16 protein-coding genes are annotated in these 17802 nt (G+C 65.1%); 3 read left to right on the forward strand and 13 right to left on the reverse strand.

Features of this window, described 5'->3' with window-relative positions; all coding sequences use genetic code 11:
- Positions 1 to 133 precede the first annotated feature (133 nt).
- From M1P90_RS07285 to M1P90_RS07340, 12 genes are all read right to left on the reverse strand, one after another.
- Positions 134 to 1540 (reverse strand): hypothetical protein, encoded by a 1407-nt coding sequence (locus tag M1P90_RS07285; protein ID WP_483701944.1) that lies wholly within the window; start codon positions 1538 to 1540, stop codon positions 134 to 136.
- A gap of 61 nt (positions 1541 to 1601) precedes the next feature.
- The gene (locus tag M1P90_RS07290; RefSeq protein WP_483701945.1) at positions 1602 to 2333 is read right to left on the reverse strand and encodes a hypothetical protein; all 732 of its coding nucleotides are present in this window, start codon (positions 2331 to 2333) and stop codon (positions 1602 to 1604) included.
- A gap of 209 nt (positions 2334 to 2542) precedes the next feature.
- A complete protein-coding gene (locus tag M1P90_RS07295; RefSeq protein WP_483701946.1) occupies positions 2543 to 3748 on the reverse strand; it encodes a cytochrome P450 family protein in 1206 nt (401 codons plus the stop codon).
- 109 nt (positions 3749 to 3857) lie between these two features.
- Entirely contained in the window at positions 3858 to 4553 is a 696-nt protein-coding gene (locus M1P90_RS07300; RefSeq protein WP_483701947.1) for a fluoroquinolone export ABC transporter permease subunit, read from the reverse strand.
- Position 4554: 1 nt separating this feature from the next.
- Complete coding sequence (locus tag M1P90_RS07305; RefSeq protein WP_483701948.1) at positions 4555 to 5496, reverse strand: ABC transporter ATP-binding protein; 942 nt, start codon at positions 5494 to 5496, stop codon at positions 4555 to 4557.
- Positions 5489 to 6100: a TetR/AcrR family transcriptional regulator gene (locus M1P90_RS07310; RefSeq protein ID WP_483701949.1), complete on the reverse strand. Its 612-nt coding sequence runs from the start codon at positions 6098 to 6100 to the stop codon at positions 5489 to 5491. Before M1P90_RS07310 ends, M1P90_RS07305 begins: the two co-directional genes overlap by 8 nt.
- A 157-nt stretch (positions 6101 to 6257) precedes the next feature.
- Positions 6258 to 6512, reverse strand: coding sequence for a hypothetical protein (locus M1P90_RS07315; protein WP_483701950.1), 255 nt, complete (start codon positions 6510 to 6512; stop codon positions 6258 to 6260).
- Positions 6513 to 6567: 55 nt separating this feature from the next.
- Positions 6568 to 7437 carry an FHA domain-containing protein gene (locus M1P90_RS07320; RefSeq protein ID WP_483701951.1) on the reverse strand — a complete coding sequence of 290 codons (870 nt, stop codon included), beginning with the start codon at positions 7435 to 7437 and terminating at the stop codon, positions 6568 to 6570.
- A 296-nt stretch (positions 7438 to 7733) separates the two neighbouring features.
- Entirely contained in the window at positions 7734 to 9092 is a 1359-nt protein-coding gene (locus M1P90_RS07325) for a VWA domain-containing protein (protein WP_483701952.1), read from the reverse strand.
- A gap of 290 nt (positions 9093 to 9382) precedes the next feature.
- The gene (locus tag M1P90_RS07330; RefSeq protein WP_483701953.1) at positions 9383 to 10507 is read right to left on the reverse strand and encodes an inositol-3-phosphate synthase; all 1125 of its coding nucleotides are present in this window, start codon (positions 10505 to 10507) and stop codon (positions 9383 to 9385) included.
- A gap of 72 nt (positions 10508 to 10579) precedes the next feature.
- Positions 10580 to 11281: an RNA polymerase sigma factor gene (locus tag M1P90_RS07335; RefSeq protein WP_483701955.1), complete on the reverse strand. Its 702-nt coding sequence runs from the start codon at positions 11279 to 11281 to the stop codon at positions 10580 to 10582.
- 237 nt (positions 11282 to 11518) lie between these two features.
- Positions 11519 to 12214: a Crp/Fnr family transcriptional regulator gene (locus tag M1P90_RS07340; protein WP_483701956.1), complete on the reverse strand. Its 696-nt coding sequence runs from the start codon at positions 12212 to 12214 to the stop codon at positions 11519 to 11521.
- Between the two features lie 106 nt (positions 12215 to 12320).
- On the opposite strand from M1P90_RS07340, the gene mnmE reads away from it, so the two are divergent.
- From mnmE to M1P90_RS07355, 3 genes are all read left to right on the forward strand, one after another.
- Positions 12321 to 13670: a tRNA uridine-5-carboxymethylaminomethyl(34) synthesis GTPase MnmE gene (mnmE, locus tag M1P90_RS07345; protein WP_483701957.1), complete on the forward strand. Its 1350-nt coding sequence runs from the start codon at positions 12321 to 12323 to the stop codon at positions 13668 to 13670.
- Between the two features lie 65 nt (positions 13671 to 13735).
- Positions 13736 to 14788 (forward strand): STAS domain-containing protein, encoded by a 1053-nt coding sequence (locus tag M1P90_RS07350; protein ID WP_483701958.1) that lies wholly within the window; start codon positions 13736 to 13738, stop codon positions 14786 to 14788.
- 524 nt (positions 14789 to 15312) lie between these two features.
- Positions 15313 to 16944 (forward strand): ATP-binding protein, encoded by a 1632-nt coding sequence (locus M1P90_RS07355; RefSeq protein ID WP_483701959.1) that lies wholly within the window; start codon positions 15313 to 15315, stop codon positions 16942 to 16944.
- On the opposite strand, the gene M1P90_RS07360 is transcribed toward M1P90_RS07355, so the two are convergent.
- Entirely contained in the window at positions 16913 to 17773 is an 861-nt protein-coding gene (locus M1P90_RS07360; RefSeq protein WP_483701960.1) for an alpha/beta fold hydrolase, read from the reverse strand. The two genes, M1P90_RS07355 and M1P90_RS07360, sit on opposite strands and share 32 nt — an antisense overlap.
- Positions 17774 to 17802 lie beyond the last annotated feature (29 nt).

The raw sequence follows: 17802 nt of genomic DNA on the forward strand, positions 1-17802 counted from the left end.
AACCTCCGTGCCTCTGTGTCTCTAGCACGAAAATAGAACCGAGAACCAAGAACCGTTCGCGTTCTATTTTCATCCATCAGGGTGCGGCGCAGCCGCATGGACATCTGTGGTGAATTTTCCTGTCGTCCTTCGGCTAGCCTACTGGCGGCGCGGCCCGCATCACATACAGCGCGGCGCCAAGCGTAATGAGCACCACGGCAGCGAGCGCGGTGCCCGCCACCCAGCGCGCCACGGGCGGCGCAAGTGCTGGTCGGTGGAAACCTGCCAGCGCCGCGCCAGCACTGCTGCCCAGCCAGCTCGCGACCACGCCCACCACTAAGCCAATGCCCACCATGAATGGTGCAGTGGCCCAGTTCACGCGTGGGTAGACCATATTTGCGGCGATTGCGGGCAGCCCGAGCAGCAGAAACGCCGCACCAGCAACGAGCGCGCCCAGCACCTGCTGTGCCGGAAATGCAGCACCGGCGGGGCGGCGCAGGTGCCACAGATCGAGGACGACGAGCGGCGGCAATACGAGCAAATGTACGAGCAGCCAATCGCCGCTGTGGGCCGGGCTGGCGCGCATGGCTAGCGCCACGGCAGCCCGCACAATCAGCGCCAGGATGCCCGCCAGGGTCGCCACGCCAGCGCGGCGCAGCGCATGCTGCACCAGGCTGCCGCTGAACAGCGCGACCGCCAGCACCACCACCGGGAACAGCCACTCTGGCCGTTCCCAGAATGCCCGCCCAAACACATCGCTGTGCTGACTGCTGATTTCTGTAATGCCTGCCCACTCGATCGTGCCGACCAGCAGCAGCTGACTGAGCGACATGCCGGCCAGCCCGATCACCACAAGCTCGCGACCCGTCAACCCGCCGAGGCCGCGCCAGGGCGCAGGCGGGATCACGCCCAGCTGCATCGCCATCGCCGCCAGGATGATCAGCGTGTAGCAGACCGCCAGCATCACGTGTGGCAGGCTCCACGCGGTCAGGTCGGCACCGTACAGGGCGTGCCAAAGCTGATCGGACGGCACGCCGAGGATCATATAGAACGCGGTGAGCCCGATCAGGCCGACGAGCGGGTCGGCGCGAAACTGCCGCCGCAGGTCGCTTGCGCCGCGCACCAGGAAGAGCATGCCCAGGCCAGCGAACAGCGCCACCAGCGCGAAACTGGCGTAGAGCAGCATGTGCGGCGGCCACAGGAAATCGTCGCCGAAGCCGCCGTAGAGATCGTGCCATTCGGCGTCCCACACCGCGCCAAACAGCGAAAGAATGCTGCTGACCCCGACCAGCAGCACGATCAGCTGGTAGAGCCCAGCCGACCGCCCGACCTGCGCCGGCGCTGCACCAGGAATGGGGCTGCGGTACAGCCACCACGCCAGCGCGGCCATGGCGCTAATCATTCCCATACATATCAGCACGCCCAACGCCAGCAGTGGCCCCGGCCGCGCAACCCCGCCCCAGCGCAGGATCAGCAGCATTGCGCCAAGCGTCAGGGCAGCGATTGCGGCGACTTTCAGGCGGGCGCGGTGCGGGCGCAGGTGCGCGATCAGTTCGTTCACGGGCGGCACTTTCGAAGAAATAGCACAATGCTGCGTATTCTATCACAGTGCCGTCCACGCCCTAAAGATCGGCCTTGCTGAAGCGCCGCGCCAGCGCCACAATCAGCAGCAGCTGGTAAGCCAGCGCCGCCGCGAACAAGGGCCACGCCAGCGCGCTGCCCTGCTGAAACAGGCGGTACAGCGTGCCGGGCCAGAAGGTTGGCACAATGCCAAAGGCGTACTGCCAGGCGGCGGGAACGAACAAGGCCGCCAGCGGCGCGGCCAGCAGCACGCTGCCAGCCTTCATCAGGGCCAGGCCCTGCACTTTGTTGGCGGCGAAACAGGCCAGCGCCAGCGCCACCAGCGGCGTATGGAGCGCGGCCACCAGCGCGGCCAGCAGAAGGGCCGGCACGTTCGCGCCCGGCAGGCCGGCCAGCAGCAGCGCCGCCACCGACACGACATAGCCCAGCGCGGTGGGCGCGGCCAGCCGGTAGAGCAGGTAGGATCGCACCGGCAGCGGCGTCACGCGCAAGGCCGTAAGCGTATTTTCGTCGCGCTGGTCGAGCAGCAGAAAGCCCACCAGCAGGCCATACAGCGCCGGGCTGATCAGCAGCAGCGCGGCCGTGGCGATGCCCGGGTAGTAGGCGTCGAGCGGCGTGCCAAAAACATCGCCCAGGCGCGCGAGCAGCACTGGCAGCACGAAGCGCACTGGCACGACCACCAGCAGCGGCAGGGCTGGCAAAATCCGCATCAGTCCGTCGCGGCCAATGCTGCGCGCATCGAGCGGGGCCAGGCTGGCAAAAAGACGAAGCATGGGAAGCTCCTTGACGAAGAACCGAGAACCGAGAACCACAGAACCACGGAACCGAGAACAGAGAACCACGGAACCGCAGGAGGGTTTAGGGTCTGGGGTTTTGGGATTGGGCGTGCAAACCTGCAACCTGCAACCTGCAACCTGCAACCTGCAACCTGCAACTCGCACCTCGCCAACCTGCAACCTGCAACCTGCAACCTGCGCACCGCCTAAAACGCCAGCGGCAGCTGCCTCAGGCCGCGCACGAACAAGCCCTTGTTCCAGCGCAATTCGGCGGGCTGGCGCACCAGACGCAGCGCGGGCAGGCGCTCGATCAGCGTGCCAATCGCAATTTGCCCTTCCATACGCGCCAGCGGCGAGCCCAGGCAATAGTGTGCGCCCTGCCCAAAGGCCAGGTGCTTGTTCGGCTCGCGCGTGATGTCGAGCACATCGGGGTTGGCGAACTGCCGCTCGTCGCGATTGGCCGAGCCAAGCACCACCAGCACCTTCTCGCCGCGTGGGATCACCACGTCGTGGACGGGAATGTCTACGCGGGCGTAACGCTCGGTGGCCAGTTCGACCGGGCTGGTGAAGCGCGCCAGCTCCTCGACGGCGGGCTTGATCAGCGCCGGTTCATTTCGCAGCCGCTGGAGCTGACCGGGGTGTTCGAGCAGCGCCAGCGTGCCACTGCCAATCAGGTTGATCGTCGTTTCGTGCCCAGCGATCAGCAGAATGACCATCATCGCCAGCAGTTCGTCCTCGCTCAGCGTGTCGCCCGCTTCCTCGGCCGCGATCAGCGCGCTGGTCAGGTCGTCGCGCGGGTCGGCGCGGCGCAGTGCAATCAGGCGGCGCAGGTAGCGCAGAAACTGCCAGAGCGCCGGCAGCAGCCGCACCATGTCGGCTGGCGTGGACGTGGAAACCATGCGCGTGCTCCAGGCGTGGAAGCGCTCGCGGTCGGCCACTGGCACGCCCAGCAGCTCGGCAATGATGGTGGCGGGCACCGGCACGGCGTAGTCGTGAATCAGGTCGAGCTGCCCACGGCGCTGCGCGGCGGCCAGCAAGTCATCGCACAGCCCCTGAATGCGCGAGCGCAGCCGCTCGATCAGGCGGGCCGTGAAGGCTTTGTGCACCAGCCCGCGCAGGCGCGTATGGTCGGGCGCGTCGAGATCGAGCATGTTCTGCGCGAGCGGCCGGAGCATCGCCGGCACCCACGGTGCCTTTGATCCGGGCGCAAGCGCGTTGCGGCGATCTTTCGCCAGACGGTCGTCTTTGAGCAGCGCCACCGCGTCGTCGTAGCGCGTGACCAGCCAGGCTGGCTCGCGGCTGGGCAGTGTGGTGCGGAAGATTGGCGCTTCGGCGCGCAGGCGGGCGTAGAATGGATATGGGTTGGCCTTGAACTCGGGGCTGGCGAGATTCGGCACGGTGATAGCGTTCATAGCTTTCTCCTTCAAGTATTAAACCGGGACGAAAGCATCCACAGATTACACAGATGGCACAGATTGTTTTGGCATACGAATGCTTTATCTATGAAATTTGCGGATTCGATTAACTCACACTACGGACGCGCTCCAGGCTGCGGCAGGCCAGCCCGAAGGCCAGCGCGCCCGCCAGCAGCGTCAGAACAAGGCTTGCGAATTGCTGCCAGCCCGGCACTGGCTCGATGGCGGCGCGCATCAGCGTGAACGACCCTTGAATTGGATGCAGGTAGAACAGCCAGTGATCCCAGCCAAGTGTGTAGGGTAGCATTGGCGCGGCCAGCACGCTCACATACAGCAACGACGGCAGCAGGTAGGTGTTGAGCGAGCCGTAGCGCGCCACCGCCACCAGCCCGAACAGCGCGTACAGCAGCGCGGCGGCAAACAGCCCCGGCCCGAGCGCCAGCGCCACGCGCGGCCCGGCGATCAGCGCGGCAATAATGCCGTTGTACACCACGCCCAGCAGCGCCAGCGTAAGCGCCTTGGAGGCAACATACTCGCGCGTGCGCAGCGGCGAAACCACCTGCGCCGCAATTGTGCCGTCGCTGCGCTCCAACAGCACCATGCCCCCGGCAAAGTAGAACGAGGTGATCAGCAAGTTGTTCACCGCCATGGCGGGCAGCAGCCAGGCCAGCCGCGCGCCGGGCAGCGGCAGTTGCGTCAGCGCCACAGCGTAGATACCCAGCACAAAGATCGCTGCATAGAAGAAGCCATTGCGCTGCTGCAAGCGCACATCGGTCTGAATCGTGGCAAGAAGTCGTTTCATATCAGCTCGCGTTCACCGCTGCGGCGCGGCCTTCAACCTTCGCCCTGCGTCCTTCGCCGTTGGGCATTCGTCCTTCGGTGGAACGCGCTTCGCCCAGGCTGCGCCCGGTGACGCGAATGAAAATGTCGTCGAGCGTGGCTTCCTGGGTGTGAATGGTCTGCACGGCGTGCTCGCGTAACACCTGCGCAAAGGCCGCGTTTTCGCCCAACTTTTCGAGCGCGAAATCGGCGTGGCGCAGTTCGCCGCCCTGCTGGTATTCCACGCGCACGCGCGGCGCGCCATAGCGCAGCTTCAGTGCGCGCGGGCTGTCGATCAGCGCGATGCGCCCATCGGCCACGAATGCCACGCGGTCGCACAGCTCGTCGGCGGCGCCCATGGCGTGGGTGGTGAGAAAGATCGTCGTGCCGGCGGCCTGCCGCTCGCGAATAATGTCTTTGATCCGGCGCGCATTCACCGGGTCGAGGCCCGAGGTTGGCTCGTCGAGAAACAGCAGCTCGGGGTTGTGCTGCAGCGAGCGCGCCACGCTCAGGCGGTTTTTCATGCCCTTGGAAAAGCGCTCGACCGGCGTGTCGATATCGTCGGCCAGACCAACCTGCTCAAGCACGGCGGCCGGTGACATGCACGGGCGGCGGTACAGCGCGGCGAAGTAGGCCATGTTTTCGCGGGCAGTCAGCTTCAGGAAATGGTTGGGCAGCTCGAACGAAACGCCAATGCGCTCGTAGTAGTCGCTGCCCCAGCCGGCCAGATCGCGCCCAAATGCTTCGACCCGCCCGCTGTAGCCGCGCAGCAGCCCGATCAGCAGTTTCTGCGTGGTTGATTTGCCCGCGCCGCTTGGCCCAAGCAGGCCCAGCACTTCGCCCGGCGCAACGCTGAAGTTCAGATCGGACACGGCCGGCGCGGCGGTGCCGCTGTAGGTGAAGGTCAGATTCTGCACGTTAATCATGCGCGTCCTCTTTCAGCAGGTAGGCGGTGGTTTGTTCGATCAGCACGCGAATTACATCGCCAAACAGCGCCCGCCCGATTGTTTCTTCCTGCAGGTTCAGCAGCACAATCGCGCGCAGCAGGCCAGTCATCATTTCAGGCGTGGCGGTGATGTTGATGCCAACCGTGCGCCCAAACGCGATCAGGCGCTCGGTAAACAGCACGTCGCTGTTTTCGTTGGCGGCCAGCCGCTCGGGCGGGATTTTGCGCGCCATGTAGGCCATGTCGTCCTGGCCGAAGTGCGCGAACAGCGGGTGCGAACGCCACATGGTCACGGCTTCGTACAGGGCCGCAGCCAGGCGCGTGTGCGCGGGCTGGCTGGCATCGCCCAGGCGGCCGAGCATGCGCTCGCGGTATTCGGCCTCGAAATGTTCCAGAATGTCGTAGAACAGCGCTTCTTTCGATTCGTAAAAAAGGTAGAACGCGCCCTTCGAGATGCCAACTGCGTGCGTCAGCTCTTCGACATTGGTTTTGCGCAGGCCATAGGTGCCAAAGAGCTGCCGGGCCTGTTCGCGCAGGCTGCTGATGATGTGGGCGCGCTCTTCGTCGCTGAAGCCCTTGGGCATGGTCGTTTCCTTGTGTCCATATGACTGTATTAGTTTTTCAGTCACAGACACTATACCATTTTATTTTCAAGGTAAAATCGGTCGCTGGGTGGAGATCGCGGCGCAAACAAAAAGCCCCGCGCACGGTGCGCAGGGCCCGGGGGGAAGGGTGAAGCTTTTAGCCGGGTGTCAGCTCGTCGGCCGGGTCGATCACATCCTCGACGTCCTGCGCATAGCGCTTGCGTGCCACGGGTGCAGGCTTGTCAGGCGTTTCGGCCCCGGGGGGCGTCAGCGGCTGAACGTCGTTTTCAGTTGCGCCAAGCTGCTGGGCTGAAGCTGGCTCGCTGGCCTGGCCGCGCGCTTCCTGCTCGGCGGCAAATTCCGTAGATTTTTTCGGGTTATTCTTCTTACTGCGCTTCTGCTTCTGCTTCACAATACCACTCCTTGCTTGCAATACAGCGATAGTATAAAGCAATTTTGGTGCCGCGCTAGCCCCGCCCGATGAACTCCAGCGCGGTTTCGCCCAGCTGGATGCGCTCGCCGCCGCGCAGCGGGACGGCGCTGCCGGGCGCGATTGGCTGGTTGCCGATCAGCGCGCCGTGCCCAGCCTCGGGCGCAATTTCCAGCGCGAAACCCTGGCCGGTGCGGCGCACCAGCGCATGGTGCCAGGCCAGCGAGCCGTCGGGCAGGTACAGGTCGCAGCCGTCGTCGCGGCCAATCGTTGCAGTGTCGGTCACTTCGCGCACCAGGCCGGCCTGGTCACCATTCAGCACGCGCAGCTCGCCGCGCGCCAGCACCTGCCGCGCCAGCGGGATCAGCGCGCCAATGCACGCGCCCAGCACAATCAGGCCGACGCCGCCCACCACGATCTGCGCGCGGTCGCTGCGCGCCAGAAAGGCCTGGGTGAGCAGCTCGTACAGCACGCCGCCGACCAGCCCGCCGGCCAGCCCGCCCAACGTGCCATAGAGCGCGCGATTGAGCCGCCGCTGAAGCAGGATGTCGCTCGCACCGATCAGGCCGCCCAGCGCCATCCAGCCGCCAGCGCGGGCCAGCAGGCCGCCGCCCAGCGCCAGAAAGCCCACTTCGGCCAGCAGCAGCCCGGCCAGCCCGGCCAGCCCACCAACCAGCGCGCCCGCCAGCGCATCGCGAAGGGCGCGGCGGGCACTGCGCTTGATCAGCGCGCCGTCGGTCGCGGCCACGCAGCCGCCAATACACGCGCCCAGGCCCAGACCAACCAGCGGGTAGGCCAGCCAGACGTTCCACGCGCCGGTTGGCAGGCTTCCCATGATCCACCAGCCCAGCAGACCGCCCAGCGCGCCCAGCACGGCGGTGTAGTAGATTTGCAGCGTTTTGCTCATCGTGAACCTCTTGCAAGGATATCAGTATTCTGGAAAGAAAACGGGCAAGCTTCCAGGAAGCTCATCTGGTTATCAGGTTGAAGAAAAACTGGCTTTAGCTTCCTGGAAGCTGAGTACAAGGAAATTTATTTTCCAGAGTAATAAGTTTACGAATTTACCACCAAGGCACCAAGACACCAGGGTTATGTGTAAGCAGGTGTTCGCTCAAAGTTTGTATGAATATTCGTTATACCTTCGTGCCTTCGTGTCTTCGTGGCTGTAACGAACCCACTTCTTCGTGCCTTCGTGGCGAAAAATTACGCCTGGAGGTTGGAAGTGTGCGCAAGCGAGGTTGCACCGCAGTGGGCGCAGAAATGTGCACCCGCCCGCATGGGCCGGCCGCACTGGTCGCAGAAAGCGCGGCGATCGCCGGCCAGCTCGCCGGTTTGCGGCCGGCCACATTCAGCGCAGAAGTGCGCGCCCGGCCGGAGGAGTGGCGCATCGCAGCTCAGGCAGCGCGCAGAATCGCCCGGCAGCACCTGCACTGTCGCTGGCTGCACGATTGTCGTGGCACCAGCCGTAACACCGGCGGGCGCAGGCGCGGGCGTGCCACCCGGCGGGCGGCGGCGCAGCCCAAGTGGAATGAGCAGCGCGCCGGCAATTGGCAGCAGCAGCAGCAGGCCCACCAGCGGGTCGGAATGCACGTTGATCAAGTGCTGCTCGACATAACCGCTGCTGGCGGATGCCGCGCCGCCCACGCTCACCTGAATGTCGCGGCGTGTGCCATCGTAGAAGGGGCGCGGGCTGGTGTAGGTCAGGCTGTATTCCTGCTGAATGCCGGCCGAAAGCGTGCGGTAGAGCGTGGCTAGCTCGCCTGCGCTGGGCGCGTAAAAGTACTCGCCGCCGGTTTCTTTTGCAATGCGCTGGAGCGCGGCCTCGTCGATGCCTTCGCGCTCGTCGGCGCCGCGCTGCCCCAGGCCAACCACATACACCGGCTGGGCGTGAGCGTTGGCGTAGGCAATTGCTTCCTCGAGGGTGTGCTGGCTGCCGTAGGACGACGGGCAAATCTCGGAATCCTGGCAGTCGCGCCCGTCGGTCAGCAGCAGCAGCGCGCGCCGCCCGCCCGCATTCGCCAGCGCGTCCACGCCATCGATCAGGCTATCGTAGAGGGCGGTGCCGCCAGCTGGGCGCAGCCGCCGAATCGCGCGGTCAAGGTCGCGCTGGTCGGCGGTGAAGGGCGCGAGCGTTTCGGCCTGCTCGTCGAAGGCAATCAGCGTGGTGCGGTCGGCGCTGCGCATCTGCTCGACAAAGGCCTGCGCGGCTTCCTGCGCGCCGTCGATCTTGTCGGCCTCGGCCATGCTGCCCGAGCGGTCGATCACCAGCGCGGCCGAAACCGCGCCCGCGCCGCCGGCAAACGCGCCAATCGTCACCGGCTGGCCGTCCTCGGTTACCGCAAAATCGCGCGCGCTCAAGCCGCCGACTGGCTGGCCGGCGGCGTCGGTCACGCCAACGTAGAGCGTTACGTCGGGGTAGTGCGAGCTATCGACCTGGGCGACCTGCGCGCCCGGCGTGCCGGGAACAGCCGGTGTGGCCGTGCGCTCGGCGCGCAGCGGCACGAAAAAAGCGGCGAGCAGCAGCACAATCAACAGCGGGGCAAGCAGCAAGGTTCGGCGCATATGCGTTCTCCTGGGCGCGAGAAATTGGTGTGTGTGCATATGACGACGAGATTTGGATTTTGTTCCAGCATATACGCGAAAATCTGTGCGGATTTATCTGCCTGCGCTGCGCGCTTTTGCCTGCGGCAGCAAGGAAGCCAAATTTATTTATGCCTGCTTTTCCGCGCTACGCGCGGAAAAGCAGGCACAGAGGGAGGCAGACGCAAAACCGAAATGAAGCACTACGCACCACGCACTATGGAACCAAGTGCGTGGTGCGTAGTTTAGAAACAGTCTCCAGACCTGCGCGCTTACTTCTTCGCCACCGCCACCTTGGGCGTCAAACCCTCGATCGTTGCCGGGGCTTCGCCGTGGATGAAGGCGGCCGTCATCTGGCGGGCGATGTCGTCGGTGTACTGCTTGGGCGGCGTTTTCATCAGGTAGGCCGACGGTCCCATCAGCGGGCCGCCAATGCCACGATCCATCGCGAGTTTCAGGCAGCGCACCGCGTCGATCACCACGCCCGCGCTGTTCGGGCTATCCCACACTTCCAGCTTGAGCTCGGCGTTCAGCGGCACATTGCCGAAGGTGGTGCCTTCCAGGCGAATATACGCCCACTTGCGGTCGGTCAGCCAGGGCACGTAGTCGCTCGGGCCGACGTGCACATCCTCGGCGGGCAGCTGGTAGTCGAGCTGGCTGGTCACCGCGCCAGTCTTCGAGATCTTCTTCGACTCAAGGCGCTCGCGCTCCAGCATGTTGAAGAAGTCCATGTTGCCGCCGAAGTTCAGCTGGTAGGTGCGATCGAGCTTGACGCCGCGCTCGCGGAACAGGTTGGCCAGCAAGCGGTGGGTGATCGTCGCGCCAACCTGGCTCTTGATGTCGTCGCCAATGATCGGCAGGCCCTTGTCGGCAAAGCGCTTGGCCCAGTAGGGCTGCGAGGCGATGAAGACCGGGATGCAGTTCACAAAGCCAACGCCGGCCTCCAGGATCTGCTCAACATACCACTTTGTCGCCATTTCCGAGCCGACCGGCAGGTAGCTCACCACCACGTCGGTGCCGGTTTCGCGCAGCGTGCGCACCATGTCGACGGTTGAGCCCTTGGCCTTGCGGACGCGGGTGCTCAGGTACTTGCCAACGCCGTCGTGGGTCATGCCGCGGTCGACGCGCACGTTCAGGTTCGGCACATCCGCGAACTTGATTGTGTTGTTCGGCTCGGCAAAAATCGCCTCGGAAAGATCCAGCCCGACTTTGGTATCCACCACGTCGAAGGCGGCCGAAAACTCGATGTCGTTGATATGGTAGCCGCCCAGGTTCACGTTCATCAGGCCAGGAACCTGCTCGGACTCGGGAGCATTGCGGTAGAACTCAACCCCCTGCACCAGCGACGACGCACAGTTGCCGACACCAATGATCGCAACACGCACTTTTTTCCCCATGATGAGTTCCTCCTTATCAAAAAACACAGGTAGTGGGCGCACAGAACAATAGTCGCATTCTGGCGCGGAATATCACACTTCGACACCGTCAAAGTATTCGCGCAGTGCGGCGCTGCGCTGAAGATGGTTGAGCAGATGCCGCTTGGCCATATAGACGTCGTGAATGCTGTCGAAGAGGTCGGGATGGCGGGCCAGAATGTCACGCGGCGGCAGCTCGTGCAGAAAACTCTCGATCAGCACCACGCGCTCCTGCGGGCAGGCCACTGCGTCGATGGCGGTTTGCCACAGCTCGGCGCGCTCCAGCCGCTCGCACACCACATCTTCGGGCGTGCCAATCGGCGCGGCGGTGAGGCGCTGGTAGGCGCGGTCGCGGGCACCCTGCGAGCGGGCAGTGTCGATGGTGGTGGCCGAAACGCAGGCGCGCAGGTAGCCCAGCAGCGCCGGCAGGTTTGGGAACTGGGCGAAACGCTCAGGCGAGAGCGCGGCCCAGGCGCGGGCGAAGGCGCGGTCGGCAATATCGTCGCACTGCTCGTCGGTGGCGCCTTTGGCATTCACCTGCGCGGCCCACGAGATGAACATCGGCCGGTAGCGCAGGCTGATTTCCAGCCAGGCTACCTCGTCGCGCAGCATAATGGCGCGGCGGAACAGCTCGAAGCCGATATCGTCGCTGGTGGGCGCGGCGCTGCGGCTCGGGGCCGTGCGCGGGGCGTGTCGGCGCTGCGCGAGTTGTGTGCTGGTACTATAAGTCGTTTGCGTTGCGTACACGGTGCTCACCTCGTTTCCGTTTCAGGTTCTTGGGTACGAGGCTAGTGTAGCCCGAACGCGGCGCTGCAACAGCGAATTGCGTTACACCGTGAGTGTGCTGTTTTTCACACCGGGCTGACGAATGACGAAGGACGAACGACGAAGCGTGTCTTGCGCATTCGTCCTTCGTCCTTCGCCTCAGCATATATGTGTCGAGCGTATCGGCATGCGAAGTGCGTCAATCGCATATCGCCAATCGTAAATACGCTAGAGAATGTGGCGTTCCAGCGCGGCAGGGTTGAGGATGGTAATGTGGTAGTTGCGGCCAATTTCGATCAGGCCACGCTGCTTGAAGCTGGTGATGACCTGGTTGACGCGCTCGCGGGTTGCGCCAACCAGCGCAGCCAGGTCGCTCTGCGTCAGGCGCACGGGGATGACGAGCGTGCCATTCTGGCCGGGCTTGCTGTACTGCCGGCTGAAGGCCAGCAGCTGCCGGGCCACGCGGCCATACACATCCAGCGCGCACAGCGCCTGAATGCGCTCGTTCGCCAGCCGCAGCCGATCGGACATAATGCGCAGGAGGTTGAAGCTGATCTGCGGCATGGTGCGCAGGCATTCCTGAAAGGCCAGCCGGTCGAGCCAGAACACCGTGGTTTGCTCCTGCGTGACGATATTCGCCGAGCGGATGGTGCTGTCGATGATGCTCATCTCGCCTTCGATGTCGCCCGGCCCGCCAAAGGCAATAATGACGTCGTTACCGTCGGACTGCGTCACATAGATCTTGACTGTGCCTTCGTAGACGATATAGACGACCTCGCCGGGCTCTTCCGCGCTGATCAGGTTGGTGCCGGTGGGGAAGGTTTTGCGGCGCAGGATCGTATTTACGCGCGCCAGATCGTCGGGCGCAAGGTCGCGGAACAGGGGGATTTCGGCAAGCTCAGCCGGTTCGGAAACAACCGCCATGCGCGTGGCCTCTGTGTGTCGCTTCAAAGTTGCCATACTATAGCCGAGAACAGGGCGAATTTCAACCCGCGCCCGCCGCGCCCGCTGCCGTGCTATAATCGGTGCGATGCTGTACGACGACACAATTGCCGCAGTTGCAACGCCGCCTGGCGAAGGCGGGATCGGGATCGTGCGCCTGAGCGGGCCGGATGCGCTGCCGATCTTGCAGCGCCTGTTCCAGCCGGCGCGGCCCGGCGCGTGGCGACCCTTCCGCATGCGCTTTGGTCGCGTGCGCGCCGCCGACGGCGCGGTGGTGGATGAGGCGCTGGCCGTGTTTATGCGCGCGCCGCACAGCTTCACCGCCGAAGACGCCGCCGAAATTTCGTGCCACGGCGGCCCGCTGGTCACCAGCCGGGTGCTGGCGCTGGCGCTGGCCGCAGGCGCGCGCCCCGCCGAGCCGGGCGAGTTTACCATGCGCGCCTTTGCGAACGGCCGGATCGACCTGACGCAGGCCGAAGCGACGCTGGATGTTATTCAGGCGCGCACCGACGCGGCGCTGGCGCTTGCGCAGGCACAGCTGGGTGGCTGGCTCGCAGCAGAATTGCAGCGCATCCGCGAGCTGATCCTGCCGCCGCTGGCCTACTGCACCGCGCTGGTCGATTTCCCGGAAGACGAAGTCGAGCCGCTGCCGGTGGCCGAGCCGCTGGAGGCCGCGCAGGGCGCGCTGGAGCACCTGCTGGCCAGCGCCAGCCAGGGCATGATCTACCGCCAGGGCGCGCGCGCTGCGCTGGTGGGCCGGCCTAACGCCGGCAAATCGAGCCTGCTGAATGCGCTGCTGCGCGTCGACCGCGCAATCGTCACGCCCATCCCCGGCACCACCCGCGACACGCTGGAAGAAACCGCCAGCCTGTGCGGCATTCCGGTGGTGCTGGTGGACACGGCTGGCATCACCGAAACGGCCGACCCGGTGGAGCAGCTTGGTGTGGCACGCAGCCGCGCCGCGCTGGCCGCCGCTGACGTGGCGCTGCTCGTGATCGACGCCAGCGCGCCGCCCGACCCCGCCGACGCCGAGATTGCGGCGCTGGTGGCGGGCAAGCCGACGATTGTGGTGCAGAACAAAAGCGACCTGCTGCCAGCCAGCGCGCTGCCCAACGGGGCAGAAACACGCGCCGTTGCTGTTTCGGCGCGCACGGGCGCCGGGTTGGATGCCCTGGCCGAAGCGATAGCCAGTATCCTGCTGGGCGGCGCGCCCGCCGGCGCCGAACGGCTGGTGAGCAACCCGCGCCACCGCGACGCCCTGGCGCGCGCGAGTGGCCACCTGCGCGACGCCCGCGCCGGCCATGCCGCCGGCATTCCTCCCGACCTGCTGGCCGTCGACCTGACCGCTGCGCTCGCGGCGATTGGCGAAATTACCGGCGATGGCGTCCACGACAACCTGCTCGCCACGATTTTTAGCACCTTCTGCATTGGCAAGTAGCTGCACCCACGCCGCCGCAGCTCCTGCCCACTCGCCCAGATTACATTGGCTCTAGCGGAGGCACCATGACCCAGATCGCCCGCACTGATGCTTCCAGCACCGTTCTTGCGCGCACGCAAAGCCAGCGCATGCGCCTGTTTGTGATCACACTCGCGGTGCTGAACCTGCCGCTGATCCTGATTGGCCTGCTCGACCTGCGCTCGTCGCCAGTGACGCTGATGCTGACGCTTACCACAACGGCGTATTATGGCTTGTATTACTGGCTGGTGCGCGCCGGCTATGGCGTCCCCGCCACCTATGCCTGCGTGATTCTGCTGGCCGTGCTGCTCGCCTTTGGCGTGCATAATGGCGGCGGATTCCTCACCGCAATCAGCTCGCTCTACTTCCTGCTGCTGGTTGCCGTTGGGCTGGTGCTTGATGACCCGCGCGCGCTGGATGTGACGCTGGTGCTGTGCGTTCTGAGCTATGGCGCGCTGGCCTATGCCGAGCTGGCCTTTGCGCCGCCGCCCGTGTTTGCCGCACTCTACCGCAGCACGAATCGCCTGGCGGTTGGCTCAAGCGTGGTTGCAATGCTGGTGACGCTGGCGGGCGTGTGGCGGCTGATGCGCGCAAATGTGCAGGTCGTTCAGCGCGCCACGGGCGAGCTCGAGCGGGCCCGCAGCGCGGCCGAGCAGCGCGCGCAGGAAAATGCCACCCTTGCCGATCAGCTCCAGGCGAATAACGCCACCCTGCGCGATACCGAAGCGCGCCTGCGCGAAACCGTCGACGCGCTGGCCCTGCCGCTTATTCCGCTGGAAGCGGGCGTGTCGCTGCTGCCGCTGGTCGGCTACCTCGACGAAGTGCGCGCCGAGCAGATGGTGAGCGGCTTGCTGGCAGGCATTCACGGGCAGAATGCGCGCGCCGTGGTGATCGACATCACGGGCCTGCGAATGGTGGATGCGCAATCGGCGGCGGCGCTGCTGCGCGCAGCCCACGCGGCCCGCCTGCTTGGCGCGCGGGTGGTGCTTTCGGGCATTGGCCCAGAGGCCGCGCAGTCGCTGGTGCTGCTCGACACCGACCTGAGCGCGATTGAGGTGGCTGGCAGCCTGAGCAACGCGCTTGAGCTGCTGGCGGTGTGAGTGGGGAAATCACGAAGACACGAAGACACGAAGGTTCTGAAAATAGCCTCATCAAAGAAGCGCACCACAAACATTCGTTGGCATCCTGCTCAGCCTGAGGCCGCTTTTCACACAAGAGACACAGAGGCACGGAGGTTTTGGATTTCAGGATAAAGGTCTGAACGTTTGAAGGTTGGACGTTGCAAATCACGCTTGCTGCCAACTGCCAAATGCTCTGCGCTCCAACGTCCTGCGCTCTGCGCTCACCCTTTCACGCATCCACCGCTCCTAACTCAACATTCAGCACTCAACACGTCTTCGCAACATCCGGCCAACTCCCGAAATCGTATATAATACGGCTACTAAGCCCCGCGAATTATCAGCCAACCTGAGTTTGCGCCTGGCAGCAGCGCCCTTGCCCTGCGCTACGCCAAGCAAAATACTGGTGCCCGTAAACGTTTCCAGAAAGCGAACTGCATATGGCGGATGACACCACGTCGCGTCATTATTTCCCGTCGCACGGCTCAGCCGAAATGGCGGCGCGTATGACTGCCTTCGATTGGCAGGCCACGCCGCTTGGCCCAATCGGCGCATGGCCGGCGAACCTGCGCACGGCGCTCGGCATTCTGCTGGGGTCGCGCTTCCCGATGCAGCTGCTGTGGGGGCCGGAATATATCCACTTCTACAACGATGCCTACCTGCCAATTGCCGCCAACAAACACCCCGCCGCGCTTGGCTGCCCCGGCGCGCAGATCTGGCCCGAGCTGTGGGATCAGGTGCTGCCAATGCTTGAGCAGGTGCGCCTTACCGGCGAGCCAACCTGGTCGGATGATCAGCTGCTGCTGCTGAACCGGCGTGGCATGCTGGAAGAATGCTATTTCACCTTTTCCTACAGCGCAATTGAGGACGACGGCGAGCAGCCGGGCGGCGTGTTTGTGACGGTGGCCGAAACGACGCACCGGGTGCTGAGCGCCCGCCGCCTGCAATGCGCGCGCGACCTGGGCGTGGCCCTGGGGGATGTGCAGGACGAGGCGCAGGTGTGCAGCGTTGTGCAGGCAGCCCTGGCGCGCAATTCGGCCGACATTCCCTTTGCGCTGCTCTACACACTGCACGAAACCGGCCAGTTCCAGCGTAAATGCGCCATTCATCTTGCGGAAGATCACCCGCTGGCGCCCCAAACATTGCTGCCCACTGCCGAACGCCCCTGGCCGATTGCGGCGGCACTGGCTGGCGTTCAGCCGCTCGATTGCCTGCTGCCCGAAACGGGCGCGCCGCTGCCGGCCGGGCCGTGGGGCGAACCGCCACATGCGGCGCTGCTCATTCCCCTGCGCTCGGCGCACTCGCCCGTGCCGCTGGGCGCGCTGGTGGCTGGCCTGAGCCCGCGCCTGCACGCCGACGACGAATACCGCGCATTTCTGGTGCAGGTCGCCAGCCAGATTGCCAGCGCCCTTGCAATGGTGCGCTCGCATGCCGCCACAGCAGCGGCGCTGCGCCTGCGCGACGATTTCCTGTCAATTGCTGCTCACGAGCTGAAGAACCCGCTCACGCCGATTATCGGGCGCTTGCAGCTGCTGCGCGGTCGGCTGGAACAAGAGCATGTTTCGGCGCGGAACCTCGCCTCGCTTCAGACCGTGCTTGCCGACGCCCAGCGCATGACCGAGCTGATCGACTCGCTGCTGGATGTGTCGCGGCTGCGTGATGGGCAGCTCATCATCACGCGCGCGCAGCTCGACCTGGGCGCGCTGGTGCAGCGCCTGTCAGCGACGCTCCAGCCCGGGCTGGATCAGCACACTGTTGCCGCGACGCTGCCACCCGCCCCGGTGGTGATCGACGGCGACGAGCTGCGCCTGGAACAGGTGGTGCGCAACCTGGTGAGCAATGCAGTGAAATATAGCCCGGCTGGGGGTACGATCACGCTGGCGCTGAAGGCATCGCCAACGCACGCGCTGCTGTCGGTTTCCGACCAGGGCATGGGCATCGCGCCCGAGGAGCTGCCGCATGTGTTCGAAGGGTTTTATCGCGGCGGCAGCGCGGATGTGCGCTCGGTGAGTGGCATTGGCGTGGGCTTGTTCGTGGTGCAGGAAATCGTGCGCCACCACGACGGCACCATTCAGGCGCAGAGCGCGCTTGGCAAGGGCAGCACCTTTACGGTTGCGCTGCCGCTGGCGGGCGCGTAGCAGCTCCTGCTTCCAGAAATTCCTGAATCATCGCGATTTGTTCAGCCGGACTGCTGACGGTGTCGGAATGGCGGCCCTGCGCAAAGCTGCGGCGCTGCGCCTGCGGGTAGAGCGCTGCAAGGGCGGCGCGCTCGGCTGGCCGCACCATGCCGTCGTGCGCGGCCTCGGCCAGCAGCAGCCGCCCCGGCCATTCGCGCAGGTCGGCGGGCGTGAAGCGCATGTTCTGATCGAAATCGAGCATGACACGCAGGCGGCTGGTGTAGGCGCGCCGTTCGAAGCACGCAATCATTGCCGCGAAATGCCCGCGCAGGAAGCGCTGCGTTGGCCCGCGCCCCGGCAGAAACGCGTAGTTCAGGGCATATAAAGCGCCGCGCAGAAGCGGCATTGGCAGCGTGGCGAACAGCAGCAGCACCGGCAGAAGCCAGCGCGCCCGGCGCGGCGCGGGCGGGGTGGTGTGTGACAGGATCAGCGAGCTGACCAGCGCGGGATGGCGGCGAAGCAGCACCTGTGCCACCGCGCCGCTGTACGAGCCGCCCAGCACATGCGCGTGGCGCACGCCCTCGGCGGCCAGCACTGCCGCCACGCCATCGGCCAGGGCGGCGGCGGTAGTGTGTGCGGCCGGGTAGCTGAATGAGAACACGCGATATGTTTTGCCCAGCGCCAGCGCGTAGCGAAAGGCAGTGCTGGCCGCGCCAAAGCCGCCCGGCAGCAGCACCATCACCTCATCGCCTCCGCCGCACGCAAGATACTCCCACACCACGCCATCAACCGTGCGATAACGTGGCGGGTGCGCGGCGCAAAATGCGCGATACTGTGCTTCGATAGCCATGCGAACGACCTGTTTCAGCAGAAATATGC

The organism is Kouleothrix sp. 19917 (assembly GCF_057073505.1).

Bases quoted from the DNA above. Each gene is read 5' to 3' on its own strand.
- M1P90_RS07355 (WP_483701959.1), top strand. From the start codon at position 15,313: ATGACTGCCTTCGATTGGCAGGCCACGCCGCTTGGCCCAATCGGCGCA.
- M1P90_RS07305 (WP_483701948.1), bottom strand. From the start codon at position 5,496: ATGATTAACGTGCAGAATCTGACCTTCACCTACAGCGGCACCGCCGCG.
- M1P90_RS07295 (WP_483701946.1), bottom strand. From the start codon at position 3,748: ATGAACGCTATCACCGTGCCGAATCTCGCCAGCCCCGAGTTCAAGGCC.
- M1P90_RS07350 (WP_483701958.1), top strand. From the start codon at position 13,736: ATGACCCAGATCGCCCGCACTGATGCTTCCAGCACCGTTCTTGCGCGC.
- M1P90_RS07325 (WP_483701952.1), bottom strand. From the start codon at position 9,092: ATGCGCCGAACCTTGCTGCTTGCCCCGCTGTTGATTGTGCTGCTGCTC.
- M1P90_RS07290 (WP_483701945.1), bottom strand. From the start codon at position 2,333: ATGCTTCGTCTTTTTGCCAGCCTGGCCCCGCTCGATGCGCGCAGCATT.
- M1P90_RS07320 (WP_483701951.1), bottom strand. From the start codon at position 7,437: ATGAGCAAAACGCTGCAAATCTACTACACCGCCGTGCTGGGCGCGCTG.
- M1P90_RS07300 (WP_483701947.1), bottom strand. From the start codon at position 4,553: ATGAAACGACTTCTTGCCACGATTCAGACCGATGTGCGCTTGCAGCAG.
- mnmE (WP_483701957.1), top strand. From the start codon at position 12,321: ATGCTGTACGACGACACAATTGCCGCAGTTGCAACGCCGCCTGGCGAA.
- M1P90_RS07360 (WP_483701960.1), bottom strand. From the start codon at position 17,773: ATGGCTATCGAAGCACAGTATCGCGCATTTTGCGCCGCGCACCCGCCA.
- M1P90_RS07340 (WP_483701956.1), bottom strand. From the start codon at position 12,214: ATGGCGGTTGTTTCCGAACCGGCTGAGCTTGCCGAAATCCCCCTGTTC.
- M1P90_RS07310 (WP_483701949.1), bottom strand. From the start codon at position 6,100: ATGCCCAAGGGCTTCAGCGACGAAGAGCGCGCCCACATCATCAGCAGC.
- M1P90_RS07330 (WP_483701953.1), bottom strand. From the start codon at position 10,507: ATGGGGAAAAAAGTGCGTGTTGCGATCATTGGTGTCGGCAACTGTGCG.